The 26,721-nt window shown below is 43.5% G+C and carries 21 protein-coding genes and 3 tRNA genes; 9 read left to right on the top strand and 15 right to left on the bottom strand.

The window, feature by feature from the left end:
- Positions 1 to 78: 78 nt before the first annotated feature.
- From pyk to KFK88_RS11030, 4 genes are all read right to left on the bottom strand, one after another.
- Positions 79 to 1,524: a pyruvate kinase gene (gene pyk, locus KFK88_RS11045; RefSeq protein WP_223579649.1), complete on the bottom strand. Its 1,446-nt coding sequence runs from the start codon at positions 1,522 to 1,524 to the stop codon at positions 79 to 81.
- Positions 1,525 to 1,668: 144 nt separating this feature from the next.
- The gene (locus KFK88_RS11040) at positions 1,669 to 4,851 is read right to left on the bottom strand and encodes an efflux RND transporter permease subunit (RefSeq protein ID WP_223579645.1); all 3,183 of its coding nucleotides are present in this window, start codon (positions 4,849 to 4,851) and stop codon (positions 1,669 to 1,671) included.
- 9 nt (positions 4,852 to 4,860) lie between these two features.
- A complete protein-coding gene (locus tag KFK88_RS11035; protein ID WP_223579642.1) occupies positions 4,861 to 6,123 on the bottom strand; it encodes an efflux RND transporter periplasmic adaptor subunit in 1,263 nt (420 codons plus the stop codon).
- A 193-nt stretch (positions 6,124 to 6,316) separates the two neighbouring features.
- On the bottom strand, positions 6,317 to 8,356 hold the full coding sequence (locus KFK88_RS11030) for a S9 family peptidase (protein ID WP_223579639.1): 2,040 nt from the start codon (positions 8,354 to 8,356) through the stop codon (positions 6,317 to 6,319).
- A gap of 129 nt (positions 8,357 to 8,485) precedes the next feature.
- Here KFK88_RS11030 and KFK88_RS11025 point away from each other — a divergent pair.
- The 3 genes from KFK88_RS11025 (at position 8,486) to KFK88_RS11015 (ending at position 9,637) form a co-directional block, all read left to right on the top strand.
- A tRNA-Ala gene (locus KFK88_RS11025) sits at positions 8,486 to 8,561 on the top strand.
- A 111-nt stretch (positions 8,562 to 8,672) separates the two neighbouring features.
- Positions 8,673 to 8,748: transfer RNA gene (locus tag KFK88_RS11020), tRNA-Glu, on the top strand.
- A 454-nt stretch (positions 8,749 to 9,202) separates the two neighbouring features.
- Positions 9,203 to 9,637, top strand: coding sequence for a hypothetical protein (locus KFK88_RS11015; RefSeq protein WP_223579636.1), 435 nt, complete (start codon positions 9,203 to 9,205; stop codon positions 9,635 to 9,637).
- A gap of 105 nt (positions 9,638 to 9,742) precedes the next feature.
- Here KFK88_RS11015 and KFK88_RS11010 read toward each other — a convergent pair whose 3' ends face one another.
- The gene (locus KFK88_RS11010; RefSeq protein ID WP_223579633.1) at positions 9,743 to 11,122 is read right to left on the bottom strand and encodes a sensor histidine kinase; all 1,380 of its coding nucleotides are present in this window, start codon (positions 11,120 to 11,122) and stop codon (positions 9,743 to 9,745) included.
- 1 nt (position 11,123) lies between these two features.
- Positions 11,124 to 11,828: a response regulator transcription factor gene (locus KFK88_RS11005; protein WP_223579631.1), complete on the bottom strand. Its 705-nt coding sequence runs from the start codon at positions 11,826 to 11,828 to the stop codon at positions 11,124 to 11,126.
- Positions 11,829 to 12,012: 184 nt separating this feature from the next.
- Here KFK88_RS11005 and KFK88_RS11000 point away from each other — a divergent pair, with 184 nt between their 5' ends.
- From KFK88_RS11000 to KFK88_RS10985, 5 genes are all read left to right on the top strand, one after another.
- Entirely contained in the window at positions 12,013 to 12,513 is a 501-nt protein-coding gene (locus KFK88_RS11000; protein ID WP_223579628.1) for a Spy/CpxP family protein refolding chaperone, read from the top strand.
- Between the two features lie 236 nt (positions 12,514 to 12,749).
- Positions 12,750 to 12,825 (top strand) — tRNA-Glu (locus KFK88_RS10995).
- Between the two features lie 386 nt (positions 12,826 to 13,211).
- On the top strand, positions 13,212 to 13,421 hold the full coding sequence (locus tag KFK88_RS10990) for a hypothetical protein (RefSeq protein WP_223579625.1): 210 nt from the start codon (positions 13,212 to 13,214) through the stop codon (positions 13,419 to 13,421).
- A 33-nt stretch (positions 13,422 to 13,454) separates the two neighbouring features.
- Entirely contained in the window at positions 13,455 to 13,577 is a 123-nt protein-coding gene (locus KFK88_RS11955; protein WP_263296425.1) for a hypothetical protein, read from the top strand.
- A 725-nt stretch (positions 13,578 to 14,302) separates the two neighbouring features.
- Positions 14,303 to 14,854: a nitroreductase family protein gene (locus tag KFK88_RS10985; RefSeq protein ID WP_223579622.1), complete on the top strand. Its 552-nt coding sequence runs from the start codon at positions 14,303 to 14,305 to the stop codon at positions 14,852 to 14,854.
- Positions 14,855 to 14,884: 30 nt separating this feature from the next.
- Here the strand turns inward: KFK88_RS10985 and KFK88_RS10980 are convergent, their stop codons facing one another.
- From KFK88_RS10980 to KFK88_RS10960, 5 genes are all read right to left on the bottom strand, one after another.
- The gene (locus KFK88_RS10980; protein ID WP_223579620.1) at positions 14,885 to 15,292 is read right to left on the bottom strand and encodes a hypothetical protein; all 408 of its coding nucleotides are present in this window, start codon (positions 15,290 to 15,292) and stop codon (positions 14,885 to 14,887) included.
- Entirely contained in the window at positions 15,267 to 16,436 is a 1,170-nt protein-coding gene (locus tag KFK88_RS10975; RefSeq protein WP_223579617.1) for a C15 family peptidase, read from the bottom strand. The genes KFK88_RS10980 and KFK88_RS10975 overlap by 26 nt, the downstream gene beginning before the upstream one ends.
- Positions 16,437 to 16,467: 31 nt before the next feature.
- Positions 16,468 to 16,692, bottom strand: coding sequence for a CBU_0585 family protein (locus KFK88_RS10970; RefSeq protein WP_223579615.1), 225 nt, complete (start codon positions 16,690 to 16,692; stop codon positions 16,468 to 16,470).
- Between the two features lie 89 nt (positions 16,693 to 16,781).
- Positions 16,782 to 18,179 (bottom strand): asparagine--tRNA ligase, encoded by a 1,398-nt coding sequence (asnS, locus tag KFK88_RS10965; protein ID WP_223579613.1) that lies wholly within the window; start codon positions 18,177 to 18,179, stop codon positions 16,782 to 16,784.
- Between the two features lie 75 nt (positions 18,180 to 18,254).
- The gene (locus KFK88_RS10960) at positions 18,255 to 18,452 is read right to left on the bottom strand and encodes a DUF1289 domain-containing protein (protein WP_223579611.1); all 198 of its coding nucleotides are present in this window, start codon (positions 18,450 to 18,452) and stop codon (positions 18,255 to 18,257) included.
- A 209-nt stretch (positions 18,453 to 18,661) separates the two neighbouring features.
- Here KFK88_RS10960 and KFK88_RS10955 point away from each other — a divergent pair, with 209 nt between their 5' ends.
- Positions 18,662 to 19,174, top strand: a complete 513-nt coding sequence (locus tag KFK88_RS10955; RefSeq protein WP_223579609.1) for a GAF domain-containing protein — start codon at positions 18,662 to 18,664, stop codon at positions 19,172 to 19,174.
- Between the two features lie 13 nt (positions 19,175 to 19,187).
- On the opposite strand, the gene KFK88_RS10950 is transcribed toward KFK88_RS10955, so the two are convergent.
- The 4 genes from KFK88_RS10950 to gltA all read right to left on the bottom strand — a co-directional run bounded on the left by KFK88_RS10950 (position 19,188) and on the right by gltA (position 26,475).
- Positions 19,188 to 21,260 carry a tetratricopeptide repeat protein gene (locus KFK88_RS10950; RefSeq protein WP_223579608.1) on the bottom strand — a complete coding sequence of 691 codons (2,073 nt, stop codon included), beginning with the start codon at positions 21,258 to 21,260 and terminating at the stop codon, positions 19,188 to 19,190.
- On the bottom strand, positions 21,247 to 23,655 hold the full coding sequence (locus tag KFK88_RS10945; protein WP_223579606.1) for a sugar-transfer associated ATP-grasp domain-containing protein: 2,409 nt from the start codon (positions 23,653 to 23,655) through the stop codon (positions 21,247 to 21,249). Before KFK88_RS10945 ends, KFK88_RS10950 begins: the two co-directional genes overlap by 14 nt.
- A 302-nt stretch (positions 23,656 to 23,957) precedes the next feature.
- A complete protein-coding gene (locus KFK88_RS10940) occupies positions 23,958 to 25,043 on the bottom strand; it encodes a tryptophan 2,3-dioxygenase family protein (protein WP_223579605.1) in 1,086 nt (361 codons plus the stop codon).
- 136 nt (positions 25,044 to 25,179) lie between these two features.
- Positions 25,180 to 26,475 (bottom strand): citrate synthase, encoded by a 1,296-nt coding sequence (gene gltA, locus KFK88_RS10935; protein WP_223579603.1) that lies wholly within the window; start codon positions 26,473 to 26,475, stop codon positions 25,180 to 25,182.
- Positions 26,476 to 26,721: the final 246 nt, after the last annotated feature.

The raw sequence follows: 26,721 nt of genomic DNA, 5'->3' as shown, positions 1-26,721 counted from the left end.
ATTCTCAATGGCTCAGCTGCCCAGGAAACCATCCTAGGCAGTGTTTGAGTTCGTTTCTTGTGTATTCGCTATTAGGTTCTAGATGACTTCGCCAACACGAACAATCTTCATTGCATTGGTGCCGCCTAAAGTTCCCATAGAGTCGCCTTTAGTAATGATCACCAAGTCACCATTTTGAACGTGACCATGGCTCACCAGTTCATCAACTGCTAAGCGGTTAACATCGTGACGGGCCAGAACCGTAGGATCGAACTCCAAAGCTTCAACACCACGATACAGCGACATTTTTCGCAAAGTTTGAACACTTCGGCTCAGTGCAAAAATAGGAATACCCGAACGGATTCTTGATAGCCATAATGCAGTAGACCCAGATTCGGTTAGTGCTACAATCGCCTTCACACCTTTTAAGTGGTTAGCGCTATACATAGCGGCCATTGCAATGGTTTCATCGATGCGCTCAAACTCAATATCAATTCGGTGGTTCGACGTTTTAGCCAGAGATTGGTTCTCCGCTCCTCGACATACATTAGCCATGGCATCAACCGTTCTTGCGGGGTTATCGCCTGTTGCAGTCTCGGCACTTAGCATGACTGCGTCGGTACCGTCTAAAATAGCATTAGCCACGTCAAACACTTCAGCACGGGTTGGAATCGGGTTATGAATCATACTTTCCATCATTTGAGTCGCAGTAATCACCACACGATTTAGTGCACGAGCTCGTTCAATAATTCGTTTTTGTACACCGATTAATTGAGCGTCACCAATTTCTACGCCTAAATCACCTCGTGCGACCATTACTGCATCGGATGCTAGTATGATTTCATCAAGAATCGATTCGTCATTAACGGTTTCAGCACGTTCAATTTTAGCTACCAAAGCGGATTTACCGCCGGCCTCATGCAATAACTGGCGAGCCTCCTCTATATCTGAGGCGCTTCGTGGAAACGATACGGCAAGGTAATCAACACCCATACTTACAGCCGTTTTGATATCTTGCTTATCTTTGTCAGTCAGAGCAGGGGCAGAAAGGCCGCCTCCAAGAAGGTTGATACCCTTGTTGTTACTTAAAACACCGCCGACGATAACGTTACAGACAATAGTGGTTGCTGTGGTCTCGGTAACTTGCAACTGAATTCGGCCGTCATCAAGCATCAGGTGGTTGCCTGCTTTAACATCCTTTGGCAGCTCTTTATAGTCAATACCAACAGAATCTTCAGAGCCTTCGTTCTTATCGAGCTCTGCGTCTAAGGTAAACTTATGTCCCGCTTTTAAGGTTACTTTGTCAGATTTGAACTTAGCAATTCGAATTTTTGGTCCTTGGAGATCACCTAAAATACCGATATATCGATCCATATCCTTGGCAATCTTACGAATTTTCTCAGCGCGTTTGATGTGGTCCTCGGCTTCACCGTGAGAAAAGTTGAGACGGAACACGTTAGCACCAGCTTCAATCAACGATTTTATTGCTTCTTCAGTGTCAGTTGCTGGACCTAGAGTGGCAACGATTTTGGTTCTTTTTAACATATAAATAGACTCTTAAAGACTTAAGAATAGTGTAAAGGTATCGCTAATGAATACAACTACATTTTGGTGAATCTTAGACAATATATGAGGACGGCATAGCATTAAAAAAGGGGCCGAAGCCCCTTAGTTGTATCATGATTATTACTAGTTGTTCTCGTAAGCTTCTCTTTGCTTAGCTTCTAAACTTTTCGCGTCTCGCTTTAAGAACCAGTCACGAGTATTGCCCATTAATACGTACAAGCAAGGTACCCAAACCAGTGTAATAAGTGTCGCAAATACGATACCAAAGCCGAGAGATACCGCCATAGGAATCACTAGCTGAGCTTGGAGGCTAGTTTCCATCGTAATTGGCAACAGACCAAAGAAAGTGGTTAAAGACGTTAGAATGATTGCACGGAAACGTTGCGTACCAGCGTTTACGGCGGCATCAATTCGGCTCATACCTTCTTCTCTAGCTCGACCAATGAAGTCGACCATCAGTAAGCTATCATTAACCACCACTCCTGATAGAGCAATAATTCCAAATAGCGAGAACATGCTGAGGTCGAGGCCAAGCAGTAAATGACCAAACATAGCGCCGATGATTCCAAAAGGAATAGCGGACATAACAACTGCAGGTTTTACATAAGACTTTAAAGGAATCGCCATCAAGCCATAGATCATGAGTAGGGCGATTAATCCGCCGAGTGCCATCTCATCTTGCAATACTTGCTCATCTTCACTTGGACCGCCTGGCACTAGCTTCACAGAAGGGTGCTCTTGAAGAATGTCAGGAATGACGTTTTGCATCATGTCCATGTGTACTTCGCCCGGAGTGATTGCAGCCTGTTGACTGACGTCAGCCGAGATGCGGTTCGCTCTCACTCCGTCGATGCGTGAAATTCGTGAATAACCTTCACTGACTTTGTAAGTCGCAACATCTGAGAAGGTGACGTAATCACCGTCCGGCGTGCGAATCGGCATCTGTTCCAAGTTGCCAATCGAGCGACGATCTTCTAACGGATAACGGACAAAGACTTTGACTTCTTCAGTGTCACGAAGGAAACGCTGTGCCTCCGCACCGTAGAAGGCATTGCGAACTTGCGTTGATAAACCTTGTACCGTCAAACCTAAATTACGACCATGAGGTTTTAAATCAACAACAATTTCTTCTTTACCGCCTGATAACCCGTCGCTGATATCATAAACACCGTCATATTCAGAAAGTTTAGTCTTGATCTTTTCTGATACGGTTTGAAGTTCATCAATGTCGCTACCAATTAACCGGTAACCAACGCCACCGCCGCCAGGTCCACCGTTACCAAAGCTAACTTCTTGTACTGATGGTAATTGGCCGACGCGGTCGCGCCACATATCAGTAAACTCGTATTGGTTAATTGGCATGTTCTCGCTTTTCACCAACTCGGTCCACATGTAGGCGCCAGTGTTGTTGTTAGTCCAAGTGACTGAGTGTTGCTTAACACCAGTACCGTACTTGGCTTTAACTTCTTCATGGATCTCGTTAAGCTTTTCTTCAACTATGGTAATGCTTCGAATGGTTTGCTCGGCCGTTGAGCCTTCCGCCATTTTGACTTCAACAAACACACCATCGCCAGGAACATTCGGCATCATGGTGGTTTTCACCAATCCACCGCTGATGAAGCCGACTGTCGTGATCAAAAGTAAACAGATAAAGCTTAAGACTGTTAGCCCGCGGTAGTTCAGAAGCTTTTTGAGACCAGGAGCATAGACATTACTAATAAAGCGTTTTAACGCACCGCTGATTGCAAGTCGTATGCCACGGAAGAATTGCTTAACTTTTCTCAACAGTGGGTTTTTAGTGTCTTCAACTTTATTCAGTTTCATGTGTGCCAAGTGAGCTGGTAAAATCAGCTTTGACTCAACTAATGAGAACATCAAGCAGAAGATTACAACCAAGCCCATGGAGGCCATGGCATTAGTCCAAGGCCCGCTAATGGCTAGAGTAGGGTAGAATGCAGCCATGGTGGTAAGTACACCAAAGGTTGCTGGTAAGGCGACCTTTCGCGCACCCTTAATGACGCTATCCACACTGTGCCCATGCTTTTCAATCGATGACCAGGCACTTTCCGCGATAATAATCGCGTCATCGACCACAATTCCCAGAACCAATATGAATCCGAAGAGGGTAATCATATTAATGGTCATAGCAAATGCGGGGTACATGTACATTAAGGCAAAGGCCCCTAAGAAGCAGAGCGGGATACCAATCATCACCCAGAATGCGAGTTTAAAGCGCAAGAATAAGGCAAGAACAATAAACACCAGAATGACACCAGCGATCATGTTCTTTTGCATCATTTCCAAACGGCCCTTAAGGTAATAAGTGCCGTCGCCCCAAGCGTCGATTGAGATACCGTGAGGAAGCTCGCTTTGCTTTTTGTCGAGGTATGCATAGACTTCTTCTGCAATTAACAAGTCATCAGATTCAAGCGAAGCTTGGATGCGCATATTGACTGCATCCTTGCCGTCGAAGCGAGAAATAAACTGATACTCAGCAAAGCCATCATCAATCGCTGCAATGTCACCAACCAACAGCGTCGTACCATCAGGCAGTGTCATTAACGGAATTTGAGCAAAGTCTAAACCAGTGTAGGCTTGGTTTTTAGTTCTCACCAAGATGTCGCCACCGCGGGTTTTGATGGTGCCACTTGGCAAGTCAAGGGAGTAGCTGCGAATTGCTTGAGCCACTTGCTGTAACGTTAAGCCGTATTTGCGAAGCTGATAGTCGCTGACCATAATGCCGACTTCATAGGGACGTGTACCATTGACCTGCACGATAGATACGTTGGGCTGTCCCAATAACTCGGTCTTAATATCGTTCGCGTATTCTTTGAGAACTCTTTCGCCGGCATCACCAAAAACACTTATCCACATCACTTGTCGCTGCATGCGGTTTTCGTAAATTACAGGACGTTCTGCAAGATCCGGTAAGTTAGGGATTGAGTCGATTCGGATTTTTACCTCATCTAAAACGGAGGCAACGTTATAACCTTCTTCTACTTCGATGTTTATGCTACCTGAACCCTCGCGTGCAGAAGAGTTGAGTTTTTTTATGCCCTCAATTTCTTTAATATTCTCTTCAATGAGAATAATGATACCTTCTTCAACTTCTTGTGGTGCTGCCCCAGGATATGGAACCTGCACACTGATCGAGTTGACCACCATGTCAGGAAAGACTTGCTGGCGGAGTTTCGATATACCAATAATACCTGCAACAATAATGGCAATCATAAGAAGGTTTGCTGCAACTGAGTTGCGGGCAAACCAAGAGATGATGCCGGAATTAGTATCGTATTCTTTTGACATTCCCGACTCCTACTGACTTACAGAAGCTGTTTGTGATTTTTCGCCAGACTCAGCATCGTTGCTTGACTGCTTATCATCGCTCTTCTGATCTGCTAATTTTTCTTGCGCTGCCTTTTGTCTCTCAGCTTGTAGCGTTGAAAGTTTTTTAACTTTCATGCCATTTACCGGGTTTTGTACAGGAGTCGTAATGACTTCTTGGCCATCTTCCAAACCTGAGCTGATAAAAATTGTGTTGCTTTCGGTACGAGCTAACTCAACTTCAACGAGCTCTATTTCACTTTCGTTTACTAATGTGAGAACTTTATTGCCATAGTATAAAGCTTGGCGTGGAAGAGTGATCAGTCCGTCTCGCTCTTTACCTGCGATTTCAGCTTGAACGAATGTGCCGTAGCGTAGTGGGGTTTCTCTGGACTTTTCTAAACCGTATGGGTCATCAATTTGAGCGACTAAGTAGGTTAAGCGGTTACTTTCTTCAACAACGCCTTCGGTACGTACCAATTTACCAAACCATTCTTTTTCTTCACCAGCGAAAACACCGCTCAGTCTGACGTCAGGATAGGTTTTGTCGTCACCTTGTTGAGGCAAGTTTAAATAAGCGATTTGTTGATCCGGTATCGGAAGGCGAACTTCTGCGGTACTAGTACCGAACAATGTTGCCACAGGAGAGCCCATATTCACGAACTGTCCTAATCCAACATTTTTAGTTTTAACCAACGCGTCAAATCCCGCTTTAACTTTGGTTCGTTCCAAATCTTGTCGAGCTCTGTACAAAGCGGCTTCTGCTGACTGTACGGCTGCCTTAGCCTGATTGAGCTGCGGGATTCTTAGTACTAAATCGTTTGGCTCACCGCGGCCAATTTTTTCCCAATCTTTACGTGCTTGATCAGTTGTTGCCTGGGCATTTTGCAAGTTTGCTTTTGCTTGAGCTAGATTAGCTTCCGCTGAACGGACGCTGGCAATGTAGTTTGCTGGGTCAATTTCGAGAAGGAGGTCGCCTTCCTTAATAAATGAACCCACACGAAATTTGTCGGATACTTTCGTGATTCGACCGCTGACTTCTGCAACTAAGTTGGTGTTGATTACTGGCTGCACAGGACCTTGGCTGTCGACAATAAACTGTGTAGATTCCTTATTAACAACTTTAGTCTCAACGATTGTAGCTTGTACTACAGGTTTTTTCTTTGGTGGCTCTGGTTTTAAAGAGCTCAAAAAAGTGATACCCGCAAAACAAGCAGCTACAATGGCAATTCCTACTATTATTCGTTTATTCATAAAGCCCCGCAAAGTACTTTAGCACTAGAAAAATTTTGATTGTTACATTATACGGAGCGAGTGGACTGATAACTAATGTTTTGTAGTGACAAAAAGTTAACAAATGTTTCAGTTGACACCATTCAGACATACAAAAGGCGCTAAAAAAGCGCCTTTGAAATCATTGAGTTAGATTAGTTATAAAGTTTGGCTATTATTTATCGCTAAGCCATTTATGAAGCCAATTATTAACAACATTGTGCCATTGGATGCTGTTGTTAGGCTTTAGTACCCAATGGTTCTCGTTCTCGAACACTAAGAACTGGCTGGGAATGCCTTGTCTTTGTAGAGCAGTAAAAGTGCCTAAAGACTGTGTTTCAGGAACCCGGAAGTCTTTAGTTCCTTGAACCACTAGCATGGGTGTTTTCCAGTTTTTAACGTGGTGGACAGGGTTATGCTTTTCGAATGTTTCAGGTGTGTCGTAATAGGTTCCACCATTTTCCCACTCGACGAACCACAACTCTTCTGTTGCGTAATACATCATACGGTTATCAAAAATACCGTCATGGTTGACTAAGCACTTGAATTGATCGGGCCATTGGCCGGCAATCCAATTAATCATGTAGCCGCCATACGATGCTCCTAGCGCACAACTATTGTCAGTATCAATAAAGTCATAAGTCTCATCGATATACGCCATCCCTTTTTGCAAGTCGACGAGCGGTTTACCGCCCCAGTCGCCAGTAATCGAGTCGGTGAACTCTTGACCGTAGCCTGTAGAGCCATGGAAGTCGATCATTACAGCAACGAAGCCTTGGCCAGTATAAGTTTGTGGATTCCAACGGTAGTGGAAATGATCACCAAAACTGCCTTGCGGTCCGCCATGGATTAAAAAAGCGAGAGGGTATTCTTTTTCAGGATCAAAGTCAGCAGGCTTTACCGCGTAACCGTAAACCGTTTCATCGTTCCAACCTTCGAAGCTAAATTGCTCATAGTCTCCAAAAGCGATGTCTTTGAGTACAGATTGGTTGACTTGAGTAATTTGTTGGGATTCGCCACTGGATAAATCGAAACGGTATAAATCAGCAGGCTTCTTCAAGTCATCATATTGATAAATTAATTGCTCTTCGCCTACGCTTACGCCACCCACGTAACCTTTATGTGTTAATAGCTTTGATGTTTTGCTCGCAATATCAAATGCCCACAACGACTTTTTACCAATATTGTTACCAGTGACGTAAAGCGTCTTTCCGTCTTGACTGAAAGCATAGCTTGAGACTGAGCGATCCCAGTCTTTAGTTAAATTGGTGACTTCGCCAGTCTTTAAATCTTTTAGGTGAATTTGCAAACGATCAGCCTCAAAGTCAGGACGATCCATGGCTAACCAAGCGAGCTTGGAACCATCAGGACTAAAGACAGGCTGTGTGTCCCATGCCTTGTTCGCTTGCGTGATATTTGTGATGTCGCCGCCATTGATAGGTACTTGGTACAAATCAAAATTAGTTGATCGTGACTCTTTCTCGTCAGCAACCCGCAAAGTAAAGACAACCGTCTTTCCATCAGGACTGATGGTATATTCTTCAGCACCGCCGAAGGGGCGAGAAGGGACGTTACCGTTCAACGCGTGCGATAGTCGTGTCGCTGTTGAAACGTTCTGGGTTAACTCAGCACTGAAGAGTCTACTTTGAGTACCGTCCAGCCACTGATCCCAGTGACGCACGAAGGTTTTATTGTAGAGCTTCCCTGTAGCTTTTTGCTTAGCACGCTTATCAAAGTTCTCCTTGCTGCAGATCAAGCGCTCACATTCAGGAAAAACTGTAGCGCTGAACACAATGTGGCTATTATCGCTAGATAGCTTAAATGTATCGACGCCAACTGGGAAGTCACTGACCTGCTCGATAGACTGGGATTTAAAATCATAGCTATGTAGTTGGCTTGAACCCGTACGGCTTGATAAAAAATACAGCTTCTTGCCATCAGCAGACCAAGTAGGGGAAGTGTCTGCCGCTGCGTGTTTTGTAATTTGCTGAGCGTCACCGCCTGTACTCGATACCGTATAAATGTCGTAACGTCCTCGGTCCGCCTCTAAGTCAGTGGTTCTCAGCTGGTAAGCCACAGTTTCGCCGTCAGGAGAAAGTGTCGCCGCACCCACTCGGTTGAAGGTGACCATATCTTCAGCAGTAAAACTCCTTGGTTCAGCAGCTACACTGATGCTCGCCACTGACAAACCCAATAAAATTGATAAATATTTCATGCTTAGTGAATGTTCCCATTTGGTTTAATCTCGTGTCAGCACTATACAAAGCTTTAAAACCCAAGTCGATAAAATACGCCAAAATCCAGTTGACAGGATCGACCTCCGTGCTAAAATGCGCGCCTGTTTGGGGCTATAGCTCAGCTGGGAGAGCGCTACACTGGCAGTGTAGAGGTCAGCGGTTCGATCCCGCTTAGCTCCACCAATTTTGTCTTATTGCTTTGTTGCTTAACTCGTCATTTGCTCATGCAAATTTCCACGATAAGCGCCGCGCACTAAGAACAAAATCTTAAATTGAAAGATGTAAAAGTTTTGTGTCCCGTTCGTCTAGAGGCCTAGGACACCGCCCTTTCACGGCGGTAACAGGGGTTCGACTCCCCTACGGGATGCCACATAAAATAAACCTGGCTATATGCCAGGTTTTTTTATGTCTGTATATTCTGTATGGGGATGGAGAACCCCTGTAAGGGTTCGAAAAATTTGTCTGGAACAAATTTTAACAGCGGAGCAGAGCGACGCTGGCCCGAAGGGCGAAGCACAGGATGTGCTGAGTACTCCCCTACGGGAACAAAACTCTACGCCCCGCAATGCTTCACTCTAACACTTTGACTCAGGCCTGAGCTTCCAGTAACCTCTACAAACTTAAACCAAAAAGAATACTGTAATAGGGCTGTAGGGAAATAGCCATTTAGTACATATTTCATTGTAATTTCGAGAGATAGTGCACTTCAAGACTGTCTTTGTTACGGCGCTAGCTACCTTTTGGCAATGACAAAAATTATTTTTATACATTAGCAGGTTATAACCGAATCTGTGATGTTCTCAAGTTAAGCATCAAGGAGTCACATGGCAAGATTAGATACAAGGCTGGAAGCTGAAGGTGCTGAATTTTTGGTTCTTGGCCAGCTTCTGCTACATAAGATCGCCTCGTATAAAACGTATACTAATATGCCAGGTTACGATTTGGTGGCCACAAATCCCGAATCAAATAAATCTGCTATGGTTCAGGTCAAAAGTAGGTGGCGCACTGGTGCTGGCGGTTTTCCTATCAAAAACTTCTGTTGTGATTTCGTTGTTGTGGTTTTGCTTAATCGAGGTTCAAAAGATGGCAAAAAAGAAGTTTTACCACCAAGGTATTATGTTTTTCCTGTTGATGTAATTGAGTCTGCTCCCCGCAGTAAAAACTGGGGCAAGGTAAATCTCAAAGATATTCCTAACTACGAAGAATATGAGGAGAAATGGCTTTTAATCTCTGAGTTTCTTGGAGAGCCAAATGTTTAATAAGCGGTTGTGTCGGAAAAGTTTCCGCTACTATCTTTCGTGTAAACGCGCATAAAACCATCACCAAAAATTTGCTGATTTAGCCGGGCGTTATACAACTCACCTCTAACTTGTAATTGGCAACTCAATAGTAACCTTTAGTCCATTAGGAGTGGCATTCTCCGCATAGATCGTGCCGCCATGGCGCATTATCGCTTTGCTGGCGATAGCGAGGCCGAGGCCTGCGCCGTTGGATTCTTGTATCGCCTGTTTACCGCGGAAGAAGGGCACGAATAATTGTTCAAGCTCATGTTCGTCAACTCCAGTTCCTTGGTCCTTGATGATGACTTTGATGACTCCAGTTTCCTGCGCCGAGTGCACGCAAACGTGACTACTCTCTGGGCTGTATTTGATAGCGTTTCGAATGACGTTATCAAAGGCAAAACTGAGCAGTATTTCATCGCCAATGAGCGTCAGATCATCCTCAATATCGCTATCAATCACAATATCTTTCTCGCGAGCTTCGAGTTGGCATGAACGTATGATTTGCGACAATAAATCCGTTAAATCAACGTCTTCTTGTTCGATAGAAACTTCGTGGTTTTCCAGTTTTGCCAAGCGTAAAACGTTACCGATGATGTCATCCAGTTTATGCAACTCACGTTCTGCTCGTTCCAATTGCCTTTGATTGTTTTCTGGCTCTTTTAATGCCATCGCCAAAGAAAGCTCTAGGCGGGTAAGAGGGGTGCGAAGTTCGTGTGAGACATCTGCCAACAGACGTTTATATAAACTGATCAGCGACGATAATTTGTCCGCCATATTATTAAAGTCACTGGCAAGATAACCAATTTCATCTTGGCGTTTCTCAAATCCATCAACTCTATGTTGTAAGTCACCGCCTGCCAGAGTTTGGCTGCTGTGACGCAGTTTGGTCACAGGCTTACTGATGTTACGAGCAATTAGCCAGCAGGGGACAAGGGTGACTAAAGCTAAAAGTATTAACTTGAGCCAAATCGGCATTTTCCACAGCTGAATCCAAAAATGGTCGGCATGACGGTTTTTTGATATCAACATCAGCTGATAGCTTTTATCACCACGATCAAAAAGTTTCGGACCAAAAATGGTGATATGTTCATCTCGAACTTGTAAGGGCTCAGCTTTCAAAGCCAAGTTAGAAATGATGCCTTTGTTTAGACGAGGGTGAATTTTTGGAGGATAAACCAGCTTCCCCGTATCGGCATCTTTCAGCACGATCATGGTGTTTTTAAACTTGTTTTCCAGCTTCTTAGCAAGTTTCTTAATATTGTAATGGGGTACTTCGGTCAGCATATCGGAGACTTTATGCAATGACTTCAGCTGATACTTGTCAGCTGGGCGTACTTTATCCCAGTTGGCCAGTTGTTGATTGATCAGCAAGACCGCACCAACGATAATTAAAACCGTTCCCCAAAATCCAAGGAAGATTCTGCCAAAGAGAGAGTTAAAAGGGTTAAGCGCTTTAAGCATATTATTTGAGGGAGTCCGATAATTCTCTATTGACTAAACGATAACCTGAGCCGCGTATGGTTTTAATCTCCAGCTCAGATTCAGGTTTTAGTTTTTTGCGTAAGTTACTGATATGAACATCAATACTGCGATCATACTGCACAATACGACGTCCTAAGATTTCTCTACTCAGCTCATCTTTATTGACTAAGTTACCAAAGTTCTCTAACAAAAAGGCCAAAAACTGATACTCAGTGCCCGTCAGCTCGATTTCTTCGCCATCAATATGAACCATGTGCGTATTATGATTCATGACCAAGGTTCCGGCTTTTTGGATATTACTTTTCTTTTCTTCCTGCGCGTAATCAAAGCGGCGCAAAATCGCTTTAACGCGAGCCAACATTTCACGATGATTAAAAGGCTTAGGTAGGTAATCATCAGCACCTAATTCTAAACCTAAAATCTTATCGTAGTCTTCGCCTCTAGCGGTTAGCATCAAAACAGGTACCTTGCTAAAGCGACGCAACTCTTTTAGCGTCTCAAGGCCATCAATTCCAGGCATCATAATATCCAGCAGTACCAAGTCATACGGCTTTTGCTTGCAGTAATTCAGCCCCGACTCGCCATCAAAGGCTTGATCGCAATGGATTTGTTCGCTCGACAAATATTCGAGCAACAAACCCGAAAGCTCTTTGTCATCATCAATTATTAAGACTTGTTTACTCATGCTAAGGACTAATTGGACGTTACCGGAGTTTTATCAATAATATCACTAGCTTATGTTATATCCTTCTTCACGATTTGAATAAACTACTTTTACTTAAACTTTACACTCGCTTAGCGTTGCTTAGCAAAGCGGGGCGTAGACTGTTAACTGTTCAAAATAAACACATCAACTGAAAGGAAATATTATGAGCAGTTTAAAGAAACCATTAGCTTACTTATCAATGATTGCTTTGTTCGCCGGCGCTTTAGCCATCGCACCAGCACAAGCCGGTCCAAATCATAAACATCATGCCAAAAAGCATCACCATGGCGCGATGCACATTCTGAAAAAGCTTGATCTGAGCGATGAGCAAAAATCCGAAGTCAAAAGTATCATGAAAAACGCTAAAGAGCAGGAGAAGGGGCTTCATGAGTCATTAAAAGCTTATAAACAAGCATTACGAGACCTTGTAAACAGCCCAGACTACAGCGAACAAGCTGTTCGTAGCCTTCATGCTCAATACCAATCGGTATTCGCTGACAAAGCCGTGATCAAAGCAAACGCCAGCCACCAAATCAACGCGCTATTAACCCCAGAACAGCAAGCCAAGAAAGCTGAAATCAAAGCCAAGATGAAAAAGCGCTGGGAAGAAAAGAAGGCTCACATGAAAAAGCGTATGAAAGAACGCCAAGCTGAAAATGCATAATTATTAAAGCACTATAAAAAGAGTAGTGACACGCCGCCGTAGCCCTAGCTCTGGCGGTTTTCTTTTTTAAGCGTTTGAAATTTAAGCAAAGTGATTGATTTTAGAGCAAAAAATAAAAAAATCGCAAAAAACATAAAAAAAGTGCAATTAACCTTTGACAAAGATACCCGATAACATTATTATTTCGCCCGCGTTTGAGGCATACGGTAACAACCGCTTCAAACAACAAGTTTTGTGTCCCGTTCGTCTAGAGGCCTAGGACACCGCCCTTTCACGGCGGTAACAGGGGTTCGACTCCCCTACGGGATGCCACATAAAAAAAACCTGGCTATATGCCAGGTTTTTTTATGTCTGCATATTCTGCATGGGGATGGAGAATCCCTGTAAGGGTTCGAAAAATTTGTCGGGAACAAATTTTAACAGCGGAGCAGGGCGACGCTGGCCCGAAGGGCGAAGCACAGGATGTGCTGAGTACTCCCCGAAGGGATAAAACTCTGCGCCCAAAGGTAGTTTTCGAATTTCCTCGTTCAAAGTCTTTGGATCCTGACTTTCGTCAGGATGACAATTCTTCAAGTCTGAACACCAAGCCTTATACTTCCAACACTCCTTTGATCTTGTTACTATCTTTTGAGTTAATTAATACAACAGATCATAAAATTACAAAGTATCTCAAGTAACGTAAGTCAGGGAGTGGAAGTATGGATGTAAATATAAGAGAACTTGCTAAATCCTATTCTAAGAAAAGCACTGATGAACTAGTTGGCATATACTTAGATGGAGCTCTCACAGAAGAAGCTTTTAATTGTCTTATAGGTGAATTAGGTTCACGAGGAGTTGATCATTATCAACTATACTTAAAGTCGGACCTTTCGCAACTTAAGGCAAAAAAATCTGCTTTACTCGGCTAAGTTGAGAAGCTCCTAAAAGATAAAAAGAAACTGTTGAGCCAACTTGAGAAAGAGAAAACTACAAAAACTAAAGGTATGTTCAGCTTGTTTTTTGAACGTAAACGACTTGAAGAAGAAGCAAAGATCAAAGAGTTAAAGCAAAAAAATAAAGATTAATGGGGTCAGAGTAACTGGGTCAGAGTATATTATTTTGATTAAGCGTAGCCTCGAATGAACGTAAGTGATTTCGAGGTTTTATGTTAACAATTCATTTATCTCCTTGATTACGCTGACTCTAATCGAGACTACGTTCACAATTGTGTTAGCCAATTTTGGGTAACAATTACTCCTTATAAATTAGTAAGTTATAGCCTAATTCGGGTATTCTTATGTTATATGCTACGAAAATTCTAGTAACCTGCGTCTTAATTATTTTGATCTCAGCTTGCGCTGTTAATAATAAATTTTATGGTTGTGAGGATAACTTGTGCCAGAAACTTATATCTCAAGCAGAACACGGGTTTCCAATATATGATGGGCTAAATGATACGGGTGAAGTACTCAAGCTAGAGCAGGATCTCCATTCATTTTTTGTAGTTCAATCAGGAAATGTTTTTCGACTAGGAAAAAGGTATCAAAACTGTAGTGACGAACTAAAGTATATTTGCTCTAAAGAAGAACAGTGTCAATTTGTAGCCACTGGTATGAGATTATGCAATTTAGACTAAAAGCAACCGTAGCCTCGAAGAAGTGAAGCGCCTTCGAGGCTTTCAGTTAGCAGGCTACCACTTCCCTCGATTACGCTTCCGCTAATCCAGGCTACAGTAGTCAACTCTTCATTAGCCAATCCTAACCACATATTGTATCATTCACTCATAAATTCTAATTGAGAATCATTCACAATGATCGAGTCTATTATTAATCGTGTTTCGTGTGGTCGCTTGGAATCGCCTGCGCCTTCTAAAGAGCATTTAGAGTTGATGTTTAAGGCGGCTTTGCGTGCGCCAGATCATAAGGGACAGAAGCCTTGGGAGTACATTGTTTTTGAGGGTGAGAAGGCGTTGAGTCGCTTTGGTGACTACTTGCTTCAAGCTTCTCTGAAAGACAATCCAAACCTTGATGAGGACAAGCAGGAGAAGATTAAAAATAAGCCTCACCGAGCGCCTATGGTGGTTGTGGCGGTTGCTAAGGCGAAGAATAACCCTAAGGTGCCGCATGTTGAGGAAATCTTGTCAGCGGGGGCTGGGGTGCAAAACTTAATTCTTGGGGCTTATGATTTAGGTTACGGCGCCTACTGGCGTACAGGAAGCTTGGCGTTTAATGACCACATGAAGCAACCGTTAGGTTTAGACTTTGAAGATACGATTGTCGGCTTTATCTACCTTGGTACGCCTTCGGTAGAGCTAAAATCTAAACCTGTTCCTGAGGTGGATGATTTTGTGAGGTGGGGGTAGTTTGCTACTGCCGCTCGTTAAGATTGTTTATTAATATTGCTTATTATTTAACTTAGCAAAATAATAAGCGAGGGCCACAAGCATAATAGGTATGAAGCCTAATCCGTAGTACAAAATAAGTGGTCCAGACAAAGAGCAGCCTACGGCAACACCGAAATGTACTTTCTTAGAAATGTGCCAAAAACTCTTTTTTTGAGAAAATATATTCAAATTGAGTAGTAAAAAGCTAATTAGCCCAGTACCTCCTAAAATTAATACTGCCACTAGTAATAAAATTTCCGAACGAAAAGTAAAATGTTCGGAAAATATCATAGAAGTTGTAAATATCAGACCAAGTAGCCAATAAAGAGTTATAAGTAAAAAAGTGGAAAAAACAGCAATAACATAAAAAATCTTAAGAAAGAGTAGTGGTTTACCCGTGAGTATCGGTAATTGCATTAACCAACATCCCTTTAATCTGTTCTACAATCGCTTTAATAACGTCTTTATCGAATTCTTTAATTCGTGGTGTGTGGATATGTCCTGTGGGGACTTTAGTACCAAGTTTATTGCCTAGGTTTATTGTGCGGTAGGAGATTTCATTGGAAAGGTAGCCACCACCGCCACCTTCGACGGCTATGGCGCCTTTTAATTCTTCTAAACTATTGGGCCTAAAGGTTTTGTCGATCGTCGTGACTTCTCGATTATCATTAATTTGATATTTGCCCTTGGCTTTCATCATGGCTTCGTAGGGTAGCGAAAACTCAACAAATTCTGGGCCTTCGAGATGCTCCTCCCCAAGCTTTCCAATAACGGGTTTAGCCGCTGAACCACCTGAATAGATATTGTTGTTATCAGGTGCAGAGGACGAGCGACGGCGCCCTGGGAAGTGTTCTAAATCGAAATGTTCACGGCCCATACTGATGGTCGCTAACATATCGATAGAGTTATCTTTTAGGAATGGTTTAACGACTTTCTCGACAATGCCTTCATCAAAATCTTGGTAGCGCACAGGGAACATGGCCGCTTGGATCTCTATCGTTTTACCGTCCTTTTCGATGATGGTGTTATCTAGGCGAAGCGCTGAGACTCCTGAGGGATTGCTTTGCTTAATATTCCTATCGAGTAGAAAAGGATCAAAGCCGGTGATCAATATCTTAACATCAGACTCTTGGTTGAAGGCTAGGGTGCTGTAGCCTCTGGACACTTGATCAATAATAGTTTCCAGTTCATCAAGTTGTGACTTTTTGAGTGGTTTTACAAGATCTTCCGTGCGCAGGGCTTTGGTCATTTTTAAGCGAGCCCAGTAGAGCGGGCGGTCGTCAAATGTTGAGTCTGTCGCCTGTAAGTCTGTTACTGCTATTTGCCACAGCGCCTCTGCGTATTGGGTGGTCATGGCGAGTGTCTTATCAAAGCCTGGGCTAGCTCGAAGTTCGCGTTTGAAAGCTTCTACCGTCTCGTCATAACGGTCTACAACTTCGGGGAGCTGCTTTTTAGCTTCAGTTAACCGTTGCTCCTCAACCGTGAGCTCAATATCAGCAATACCAGCAAGCGATGTTGACGTTACTAACAGCAGCGTTAGCGTCAGAAATAATGTGCGCATGTCCAAGTCCCATTTAAGGCTTTTAACGAATTTAAAAGCCTTTCCACAATTTGGATTGTTTTTCTTCGTAGTCCGGATTATCGCGCTTGGCGTTAATTTCTTCGTATTTTTGTCGCTCAGCTTGACGAGCAGGGGAGTCCGGCTGGATGGTTTCATCAAGCTCTTCAAGAAATTGAGTAATCTCGCTTTTATAGCCAGACTTAGTGACCTTTTGCTTGTCGATATTGTTGGTCTTATCGCTGTTTTGCTGACTCATGCCTGATCCTTACCGTGTATGACTTCATTGACTATATCAGCATATAAAAAAGGCTGCAAAAATGCAGCCTTTTTCAATTAAGAAGCTGTTTAGAACTTCACGTTATTCGGTACACGTGGGAATGGAATCACGTCACGAATATTGGCGACGCCTGTGACGTACGATACACAGCGGTCAAAGCCTAAGCCGAACCCTGCGTGAGGCACTGTGCCATAACGACGCAGGTCACGGTACCACCAGTAATGCTCAGCTGGTAAGCCCATTTCTGCAATTCGCTTGTCTAACATATCCAAACGTTCTTCACGTTGTGCACCGCCGATGATTTCACCAATGCCTGGCGCTAGAACGTCCATTGCGGCAACGGTTTTCTCGTCGTCATTTAAGCGCATGTAGAAGGCTTTGATGTCTTTTGGATAGTTCATGACTACCGTTGGGCGGCCTACGTGTTCTTCGGCGATGAAGCGTTCATGTTCAGACTGTAAGTCGATTCCCCATTCAACAGGGTATTCGAACTTTTTGTCTGACTTTTTAAGGATATCGATGACGTCTGTGTAGTCCATGCGCTCGAACTTGTTGTCGATAACGTTACGTAGACGGTTGATACACTCGCTATCAACACGTTGCTGGAAGAACTCCATGTCGTCTTCACGTTCGTTCAGTACCGCTTCGAAGACGTAACGCATCATGTCTTCTGCTAAGTCAGCGTTATCATTCAAGTCGGCAAACGCGATCTCAGGCTCAACCATCCAGAACTCTGCTAAGTGGCGACTGGTGTTTGAGTTTTCAGCTCTGAATGTCGGGCCAAAGGTGTAAACCTTAGACATCGCCATACAGTAAGCTTCGACGTTTAATTGGCCCGATACCGTCAGGAACGACTCAGAGCCAAAGAAATCTTTGCTGTAATCAATGTTGCCTTTGTCGTCTTTCGGTAGGTTCATTTGATCCAGCGTGCTAACGCGGAACATTTCGCCTGCGCCTTCGGCGTCAGAAGCGGTGATGATTGGCGTATGAATCCAGTTAAAGCCGTTTTCATGGAAGAAACGGTGAATTGCCTGAGCGATGGTGTTACGTACACGTGCTACCGCGCCTGAAATGTTGGTACGAGGGCGTAGGTGAGCATTGTCACGCAAGAACTCCATGCTGTGACGCTTTGGCTGCATCGGGTACGTGTCTGGATCTTCAACCCAGCCCAGAACCTCTACCTTCGTGGCTTGAATTTCAAAAGACTGCCCTTTGCCTTGTGACTCAACCAATTTACCCGCAATTTTCACGGCACAACCTGCAGTAAGCTTAATCACTTCCGAATTGTAATTTTCGATAGTATTGTCGACCACGGCTTGGATTGGATTAAAACAGCTGCCATCATGCACGTTGATGAATGACAAACCAGCTTTCGAGTCGCGACGAGTGCGAACCCACCCTTGGACGGTGACTTCTTCACCAATGCCTGGTTTCCCCGCAAGGGCATCGACAATAGTTACTAACATAGTGTTAAGCTCCGTTTCGGCTTATTAAGGTTATTGTTTACGTGTTATACGTTCAAAAAAAGAGGAGGTATTGTATTAGAACTTCAATTTGCCTTCCATTTTTAGGCGAAAATTGACCGCTTTTTTTTCATTATCAGTGAAGTTATGCCAGTTTAGGACCTCATCAAAGGTTCGGCCACAGCCGCGACAGACTTCATCGCCAAGCACGGTGCTACAAGTACCAATGCATGGTGAGGCTGTAGGGCTACGTTTGCCTTTGGTGGTGATCGACACGGCTTACTCTCCTAAAAACTTGCTACAAGGACTAAATACTTCGCTTATGTTACCGTGAGATTTAGTGCATGGCTAGTGGCAAAAAGGGCAAATTACCACAATATCTAGTTATTTCTTGTGGTTATAAGGATGCGCATAATTTGCGCTTGTCAAGACAGCTTGTCTGGGCTATTGTGCGCAAACTTACCTATTTAAACGTCTAAACGCTTATGTTTGAACTCGATCCGAGCCAAATTGAAGAATATCGTACCAATAAGCCTGAATATTATCGCCAATTAGCATTGCAACTTGGTGCGCTACTTGGTGAGGATAGCAATTCGGTGACGAATATGGCGCAAACCTCGGCTTTTATCTATCAGATGATTCCTGATTTGAACTGGGCTGGTTTTTACGTCACTAACCCAGTTAAAGCGAAACATTTGATTCTTGGGCCGTACCAAGGAAAAGTCGCGTGTGTGCATATTCCATTCGGACGCGGCGTGTGTGGAGCAGCCGCGGAAAGCCAGAAAACTCAACTCATCAAGAATGTGCACGAGTTTGAGGGGCATATTGCTTGTGATGCAGCGTCTCAGAGTGAGGTGGTGGTGCCGTTAATCATTGATGGAAAGGTGAAGGGCGTTTTGGATATTGATAGCCCGTTAGTTGATCGTTTTGATGACGATGATGCGCAAGGTTTCGAAGCACTAGCTGATGTTTTTCTAAAACATAGCGCTATTTCATGAAAAAAGACGACCTTTAGTCGTCTTTTTTATCACCTTTTTTATCATCAGATTCCCCACCGTCCTTGTCAGTACTGCTTTTGTCATCCTTGTCGTCTTCCTCAGATGGTGTATTCTCCTTGTCATCATTAGAGGTGTTTGCTGCTTGGACCTTATCTTGATACTGTTCGGTTAATTCTTTGGCGACCTTATTGTCCTTATCCAGCCCCAAGATTTTTTCAGCCTCACTCAAGCACTCTTCATAGTCGCTAGCATTGCATAGGATGCTCGCTCTAAGCTCTCGGGCCTCAATGTAAGAACTGTCACGCTCCAAGACATCTTTGAGCACTTCCAAACTTTGTTGTCTATTGCCTAAGTCAGACTCAAGCTTTGCTAGAGCATACGCAGAATGCAGATTTTTTTCGTCTAGCTCAAACGCTTCGTTATAAGCTGCGCGGGCCAAGTCATTTTGCCCGATGGCGTGGTGAGCCTGTGCTTTGAGTTCGATCGCTTCAATGTCTTTAGGGTGGTGCTGCTGTAGCTTATTGATAACCTCAATCGCTTCCTTGTAGCGCTCAAAGTTATAGCTCTCTTTGGCATAAATGAAGGCTACGCGACGGCTTTCTGGGTAGATGTTGTAGGCGTGTTTGAGGCTATTGAAGCCAGCCACTTGTTCACCGTTACGTAATTGAAGCTGACCGTTGATAAGGTGTGCTTCTGCACTGTTTGGTAACTTCTCAGCAATTTTAGACGCTATAGTTTGAGCTTCTTCGTATTGTTCCTGCTGGAGCAAGCCTCTGGCGTACTCCAACTGGCTTGGCCAGCCTACGATAGGATCATTGAATAAGTCCTTATCGAATTTCTTGAGGTATTTTTCGTCATTTTGAATAACGGCTAATCGTAAGCGAAGGTATTGATATAGCTCTTCATTATCGAAGCGCTTTTCTTTTTCAATATCTTCCGCTAGCTCTTCCGCAGTGTCGTACTTTTCATTGCTTAGTGCTTTGATAAAGTCCAGTAACTGCTCTTCATCATTATTGGCTTGCTTTACTGAGTTTGCGATTTTATCAGCGCGCTCTAAATTGCCCGCAGCGATATAATTAATGCTTTGCATTAGCGCAGTATCGACGATATCACTGGAACGCTTACGTGCTTCTTTATAGTCCTCTTCTGCCTGTGCGAACATCAGCTGTGAGAACAAATAATTGGCACGTTTTAATGCAGGCTTATAGCGATTTGGCGCTAATGAAACCGACTTGCGATAAGTTTCTAGCACTTCTTTTTGCGAGAACTTAGGCAACTCGCGCTGTGCTTCGGCTAGACTCAACCAGCTAGTACTGTTATTTGGTTGGTACTCAATCGCTTTTTTGAATCGCTTAGCGGCTTCTTCAAACTGACCTAGCTCGTAATAGGCCTTTCCTAAGTTACGATATGACTTGGCCTTGCGACGACCACTAGTCGTATTTATAGCATATTTAAACGCTTTGACCGCTTTTTCATATTGCTTGGCATCTATTAGCAGCAAACCATAATTAATAGCGCTCGCTTGGTGGTGTGGGAAGCGTTCTAACTGGCCTTGGTAAGCACGAATGGCGCGCTCAGTTTCATTATCTTTAGTTAACGCTAGAGCATAATAAAAACCTGGACGCTCCTTATGGCGCATGCCGCGTGGCAGCTTGCCAATTAAGGTGTGTGTTTTTTTATAGTCCCCGTTGGAGAAGAACTGTAATGCGGCTTTAAACAATACTTTGTTTTTATCGCTTTCACTGAAGCCTTTTAGAGGCTCGATGCGGTGTATCCTCCACAGAACCTTTTTAGAAAAATCGATGTTTGACAGTGCTAGCACAGTATCTTTAATGACTTTCTCAGTGATTTTTCCTTTGTCACCCTCATCTTCAGGTGAAGGCTCAGGAATGTCGAACTCATCATCATCACTACCTGAGTCAACATTCTCGCTCGGGCTGTCATCCACATCAATTTGAATCAGCGTACCATCGTTGATGACTTCTCGCTCATTACGCTCAATAACGGATAATACTAAGGTTAGAAGTAGGGCGATCACACACAATGCTGGTGCTGACAGCCCCTTATTATATCTAGGTGTTGTCACGTGCCGTCTCCATTTCTCCAGAAAAGCCTTTGTGCTGTACGTTTTGAATTTCAAGGCCTGGTCGACCATTCACTTCCAGCACCATAGGACCTAATTTCTCATCAATACAAATATCGACGCCGATATAGCCAAGCGGAATCGCTTGTTGCGAGCTTTCTGCTATCTGCTTAATTTTGTTCCAGAAAGGAACTTGAACGCCGATAATGTCAAAGCCTGTGTCAGGGTGAGCATCAAGCTCTTTGCCTTTAAAGCTACACTTGGTGGTGATACCTGTTTCGATATCCACGCTTAAGCCGATGGCACCTTGATGAAGGTTTGCTTTACCTTCTGATAGTTTTGTTGGAACTCGCAACATGCAGCTTATGATTTTTTGGTTACATAAAATCACACGGATATCACTTAAGCCTAGGTTCGCTATTTTCGAAATGCCGTGATGCTCAATTAATAGTGGCTCAATATAAGCGGTGTCTGGTTGACCATCTTGTGCAAAATTACCAGTGATGATTTCAGACACATGGTATCGAATATCAAGCAAGCTTAAGCGTTTACCTGATGCGGTAACAAAAGTACCGTCGTCGTTTTTGACGATTACTAGGATGCCGTTGCCTTGTGAGCCGCGGTTTGGTTTAACGACAAAGCTGTTAAAGTCTTTCAGGTGCTCAACAAACTCATCAAGGTTTCTAAAGCTATCACACATATCCAACGTTTGTGGCACTGGTACGCCATGTTGCAGCAGTATTTTTTTTGTTTCGATTTTATCAATTGCCAACTGCAGCAGCTTGCGTTCGTTTAGGCGATAAACGTAGTCACGATTCCGCTGGTTAATACCCATAGTATTTTTTTGCTTATTAATATTTTTAAAGCGCAGGTGCTCAGAAATACGCAGTCCTGTCCACTGTCCGATGAAAATCTGCGCTGCCATGACTAGCAGTAACGTTTCAGGGAATAGGGCAAAGAAGCTCTGCAGAGTAATTGAAGAGAACGCCAAGTAACAGATCGCGATCATGATCACGCTACCGATACTGGTAATGATTAATTCGCGCCAGTTATTGTCTTGCGACATATTGCTCAATCGCTCTGCGATGAATGAGATAATGACTACAGGGAACAGTGTCATCATGCCCATCTGTAGCGGCGTCTGCTCACCGAGCACCATGAAAATACCGATGAATAAGATGGTGTTCAGGGTAATGATTGCGGCGAGCCGTGGTATTTTGAGGAGTTTGTGCTTATCAAAATACAGTTGACCAAGCCATGCTGTGAGTAACACACCCACAAAACCACCTAAACCTAGCCAGAAGCCGGTGTAGACACAGGCAGCGGAAACCAGCATTGGCATAAAGATACCGAAGGTCTTAATCCCTAGTACGTTTCGTGCGAACGAAATCAATAACGCGACAAAGGGGAAGAGTAAGAAAATACCGGCGGTTTTATTCTCAATGCCAAGTTTTGCAAGTAAAGACGCAGCATTAAAAAACGCACCTTCGTCATTATCAAAACGCAGTAGTGGCGCTGCGATGTGTTCGCGCTTGATATCGAAAATATAGTCAAAGTTAATATTTCGCGTGTGACTGAACAGCGCTTGGTCGTCAATATAGAGCTCAAGGTAATGATGGGGAATCTGCGCAAAATAACCGTTTAAGGGATCAAATGGCACCCAGTGACCTTGGACATAAGCTTCGACCCATTGGTGTGAGGTTTTCTTCTTGCTGGTTTCGAGGATAACACCGCCAACCAGGCGCGTTGGAATACCGTTCAGGCGCGCTAAAGCGACGAAGAGGCGGCTTTTACCGTTACAACTCGCTCGCTTTAAAATCATTGTGGTAATCGCGTCCGTTGTACCTTTGAAGGGCGCGCCTTCAATTTCATTGTAGGTATAGTCGTGAATGGCCCGTAGAGTTGACAGTAACTTGCGCTCTTTGGGCTGAATATTCATCCAAAGCTCAAGGATTCTAGGATCGTTTACCTGAATAACATCGGTGGGCTCGAGCCAGCGTTTTAAGTGTGGCGGGTAATCTGTCGGGATATCGAGTTCAGGGTCGATTTCGTACTTTTGCTCACGTGACGAAATAATAGCGCTATAGCGAATTGGCGTTGTGGAAAAACCGGTCCAAATACCTTGTCGACCCACTAAAGATTCATCGTTAGTGAACTCTAAGGTTCCTGATTGCAATGATTCGTTGATGACTTCTTGGCGATCATTGGTCAACGGCAGGTAGGTTCGGTTAACAATATCTTCGTTACCGGCATCAAAACTCATGGTTAATGAGTAGCGGTGCAACAGCTCGGCACCTAGCTGTTTAACGTGAGAAGGTTGCCACCATAAATGTAAGCTAAGTAAGGCTAAACCCAGAAGGGTGAACCATACAGAAGGTTTACTCAGTGTTCTTAACATATAAAACCGACGTTAATCCTAAAGGTTATAAGTAAGCAAAAGTCTGTAAAAACAATGTTATAGATGCTTTCACTTATCGACGAAGTGAGGCAATTGTAAAGCATTATCGCATTATGAGTGTGAAAAGGCTCACAAGTTATAAAGCGTAAAAAAGTTAAAACTTCTTCAAGAACCTGCGAAAATAGGGTAAAAGTAGCTGTTTAGGTGTTTATTCTACGCTAAGTTTCGTTTCCAGCCACTAGATTTTATGAGGTTGTACCATTGGCTGAACCCAAACTTAATTGCTCAGCCAATAGAAAAGGTTAAAGATTAAAGTTCACTGCTTTGATCACTTCAGGTGGCAGCTCAGGTAAAGACGAGCGTGGAATTAGGAAAGTTGTTAGGTTAAACAAATCTCTAAAGAAGCGATTGTTTTGAGTCGTTTGCTTCAGGTAATCATGCCCTGATGAGCCGCCTGTGCCAATTTTAGTTCCTAGCATGCGGTGAACCATGGTGGTGTGTCGGTAACGCCAAGTAGTGAAGTTTTCGTCAATTTCAACTAATCCCTGTAATAAGCGGAAAGGTGAGTTCAGCATCGGCTGTTCGCGATATAAATTGATGAAAAGGGCGCTCAGGGTTGCTTCTTGGCTTAAACGGAAACGACCTTGTTGCTTAAGTTCTTCATACTTCTCTTTATCAAATAGGGCGTCAAAGTTAGCACGAGTATTCGCAAGATCATTAAGCTGGAAGGTTTTTTCAGCATCGTTCAAGTAATCCGCGTCTTTAATAACCTGTTCATCATGGCTCAGCATGTTCTCAACAGCATCTTTATACATCTGCCAGAACTTAAAGTCACCAAACTCCAAGAAAGGCATACGTTCTAACCAGTGCTCAACCGCATCGAATAAACTCGGTTGGTCTTCTAAGTTCATCAAATAATTGCGATCTTTCTCATTAAGACGGTTATAGAAAGACTTCTTATCAAAATTAATACGAAACTCGGATTTTAAACCCAGTAGGATTTCGATTTCTTTAAACTGAATGCTCTGAAAACCAGACGCTGGGATTAGATAATCACGGAAATCTAGGAAATCCAACGGTGTCATGGTTTCTAAGATGTCGATTTGATCGACTAAGACTTCTTGAATTCGATGAATTCGCTCGATGCGTAGATTAACCGTGCTTAACTTATCCTCATCCACCGGATCTTTCGATAGCACAGGTAAAATGGCGTGAATTTCGTGCAGAATCTGCTTGAACCACAGTTCGTACGCCTGATGAACAATAATGAATAGCGTTTCATCGTGTGCTTCTGCACCATACTTTTTACTCTCTGGATGCTGTGCATCGAGTAATTTGTCCAGTTGTAAGTAATCTGCGTAATAACAAGGTTTAACGTTCTTCTGCATAGTCCACCAGCATTTTTGAGGTTTTAAAAAAGAAAAAGGAGCTGCGCTCTCAATAACGCAACTCCTTTCCGATTATAGACATTTCAAAAAAATAATGTCAGCGAAGATTTTAACTTTTTAGCTAAAGCTTTGCCTGTTATTTTCTTGAGTTAATGTCAACGTAATCACGAGCTTTTTCACCAGTGTACAACTGACGAGGTCGACCGATCTTACGGCTTGATTCGCCCATCATTTCGTTCCACTGAGACACCCAGCCGACAGTACGTGATAATGCAAAGATTACTGTGAACATGTTGGTTGGGATACCAATCGCGTCTAGGATAACGCCTGAGTAGAAGTCAACGTTAGGATAAAGCTTCTTCTCAACGAAGTACGGATCTTCTAGCGCAATTTTTTCAAGCTCTAGCGCCACTTTGAACGTAGGATCGTCGTGCTTACCGAGTAGCTCAAGAACTTCATGAGCACTTTCTCGCATCACTTTAGCTCGTGGGTCAAAGTTCTTATAAACACGGTGACCGAAGCCCATCAAGCGGAATGGATCGTTTTTGTCTTTAGCGCGCTTCACGTATTCAGGGATGTTCTTAACATCACCAATCTCACGCAACATGTTCAAACATGCTTCGTTAGCACCGCCGTGAGCAGGACCCCATAGACACGCAATACCCGACGCGATAGCAGCGAATGGGTTAGCGCCTGATGAGCCTGCAAGACGTACTGTTGACGTTGAAGCGTTCTGTTCGTGGTCAGCGTGCAATACAAAGATACGATCCATAGCTTTTACTAATACAGGATCTGGCTTCCAGTTATCTTCAGAAGGCATGCTGAACATCATGTTCAAGAAGTTTTCAGCAAGGCTCATATCGTTATTTGGGTAAACAAACGGATGACCAACTGAGTAGCGGTAGCACATTGCAGCGATTGTCGGCACTTTAGAGATTAGACGTAACGCGCTGATGTCACGGTGCTCAGGATTATTAATATCCAAAGAGTCGTGATAGAAGGCTGAAAGAGCACCAACAACTGATACCATGATCGCCATTGGGTGAGCGTCACGGCGGAAGCCGTTAAAGAAGCTCATCATTTGCTCGTGAACCATGGTGTGGTTGTTAATTTTTGCTACGAATTCATCGTATTGCTCTTTGCTTGGGAGTTCGCCATTCAACAATAGATAGGCAACTTCTTCAAAATTTGAGTTATCCGCTAACTGCTCGATCGGATAACCGCGATAAAGTAGCTGTCCTTTGGCGCCATCAATATAAGTGATCTTTGATTCACAAGCACCAGTAGATACATAGCCCGGGTCATAGGTGAAATAACCTGCTTTCCCTAATGCACCAACGGCAACGACATCTTTACCCAGGCTTGGTGTAAGCACTTCTAGGGTGAGTTCTTCGCCATTTGGTAGGCTAAGTTTAGCTGTTTTATCCGACATATAGTCTCCTCGGGACAATAAATTGCTTACTTTTTAATCTAAAAGCTGTGTTTAAGAGTAAGAAGGCCACACATTCTACAAAATTTTGAATGATTTTCATAAATTAATTTTATGACGATTTCTATTAAACCATGAGTTTTACCAATGATAGGAAAATAGACGGGGGAAATAATTGTAATCAGTGGTAAGCACTTATATAATTTCGGACTGAAATATGTATCACTGGGGAGTTCGTCAGGTTAGCAG

The organism is Kangiella taiwanensis, from assembly GCF_020005165.1.
GTDB lineage: Bacteria > Pseudomonadota > Gammaproteobacteria > Enterobacterales > Kangiellaceae > Kangiella > Kangiella taiwanensis.
The sequence above is the reverse complement of the archived record's forward strand: the minus strand, read 5'-3'. Positions and strand labels throughout refer to the sequence as shown.

Bases quoted from the DNA above. Each gene is read 5' to 3' on its own strand.
- KFK88_RS11015 (WP_223579636.1), top strand. From the start codon at position 9,203: ATGGCAAGATTAGATACAAGGCTGGAAGCTGAAGGTGCTGAATTTTTG.
- asnS (WP_223579613.1), bottom strand. From the start codon at position 18,179: ATGTTAGTAACTATTGTCGATGCCCTTGCGGGGAAACCAGGCATTGGT.
- KFK88_RS10940 (WP_223579605.1), bottom strand. From the start codon at position 25,043: ATGCAGAAGAACGTTAAACCTTGTTATTACGCAGATTACTTACAACTG.
- KFK88_RS11005 (WP_223579631.1), bottom strand. From the start codon at position 11,828: ATGAGTAAACAAGTCTTAATAATTGATGATGACAAAGAGCTTTCGGGT.
- KFK88_RS11035 (WP_223579642.1), bottom strand. From the start codon at position 6,123: ATGAATAAACGAATAATAGTAGGAATTGCCATTGTAGCTGCTTGTTTT.
- KFK88_RS11000 (WP_223579628.1), top strand. From the start codon at position 12,013: ATGAGCAGTTTAAAGAAACCATTAGCTTACTTATCAATGATTGCTTTG.
- KFK88_RS10985 (WP_223579622.1), top strand. From the start codon at position 14,303: ATGATCGAGTCTATTATTAATCGTGTTTCGTGTGGTCGCTTGGAATCG.
- KFK88_RS10990 (WP_223579625.1), top strand. From the start codon at position 13,212: ATGGATGTAAATATAAGAGAACTTGCTAAATCCTATTCTAAGAAAAGC.
- KFK88_RS10945 (WP_223579606.1), bottom strand. From the start codon at position 23,655: ATGTTAAGAACACTGAGTAAACCTTCTGTATGGTTCACCCTTCTGGGT.
- pyk (WP_223579649.1), bottom strand. From the start codon at position 1,524: ATGTTAAAAAGAACCAAAATCGTTGCCACTCTAGGTCCAGCAACTGAC.
- KFK88_RS11040 (WP_223579645.1), bottom strand. From the start codon at position 4,851: ATGTCAAAAGAATACGATACTAATTCCGGCATCATCTCTTGGTTTGCC.
- KFK88_RS10970 (WP_223579615.1), bottom strand. From the start codon at position 16,692: ATGAGTCAGCAAAACAGCGATAAGACCAACAATATCGACAAGCAAAAG.
- KFK88_RS11010 (WP_223579633.1), bottom strand. From the start codon at position 11,122: ATGCTTAAAGCGCTTAACCCTTTTAACTCTCTCTTTGGCAGAATCTTC.
- KFK88_RS10975 (WP_223579617.1), bottom strand. From the start codon at position 16,436: ATGCGCACATTATTTCTGACGCTAACGCTGCTGTTAGTAACGTCAACA.
- KFK88_RS10955 (WP_223579609.1), top strand. From the start codon at position 18,662: ATGTTTGAACTCGATCCGAGCCAAATTGAAGAATATCGTACCAATAAG.
- gltA (WP_223579603.1), bottom strand. From the start codon at position 26,475: ATGTCGGATAAAACAGCTAAACTTAGCCTACCAAATGGCGAAGAACTC.
- KFK88_RS11030 (WP_223579639.1), bottom strand. From the start codon at position 8,356: ATGAAATATTTATCAATTTTATTGGGTTTGTCAGTGGCGAGCATCAGT.
- KFK88_RS10980 (WP_223579620.1), bottom strand. From the start codon at position 15,292: ATGCAATTACCGATACTCACGGGTAAACCACTACTCTTTCTTAAGATT.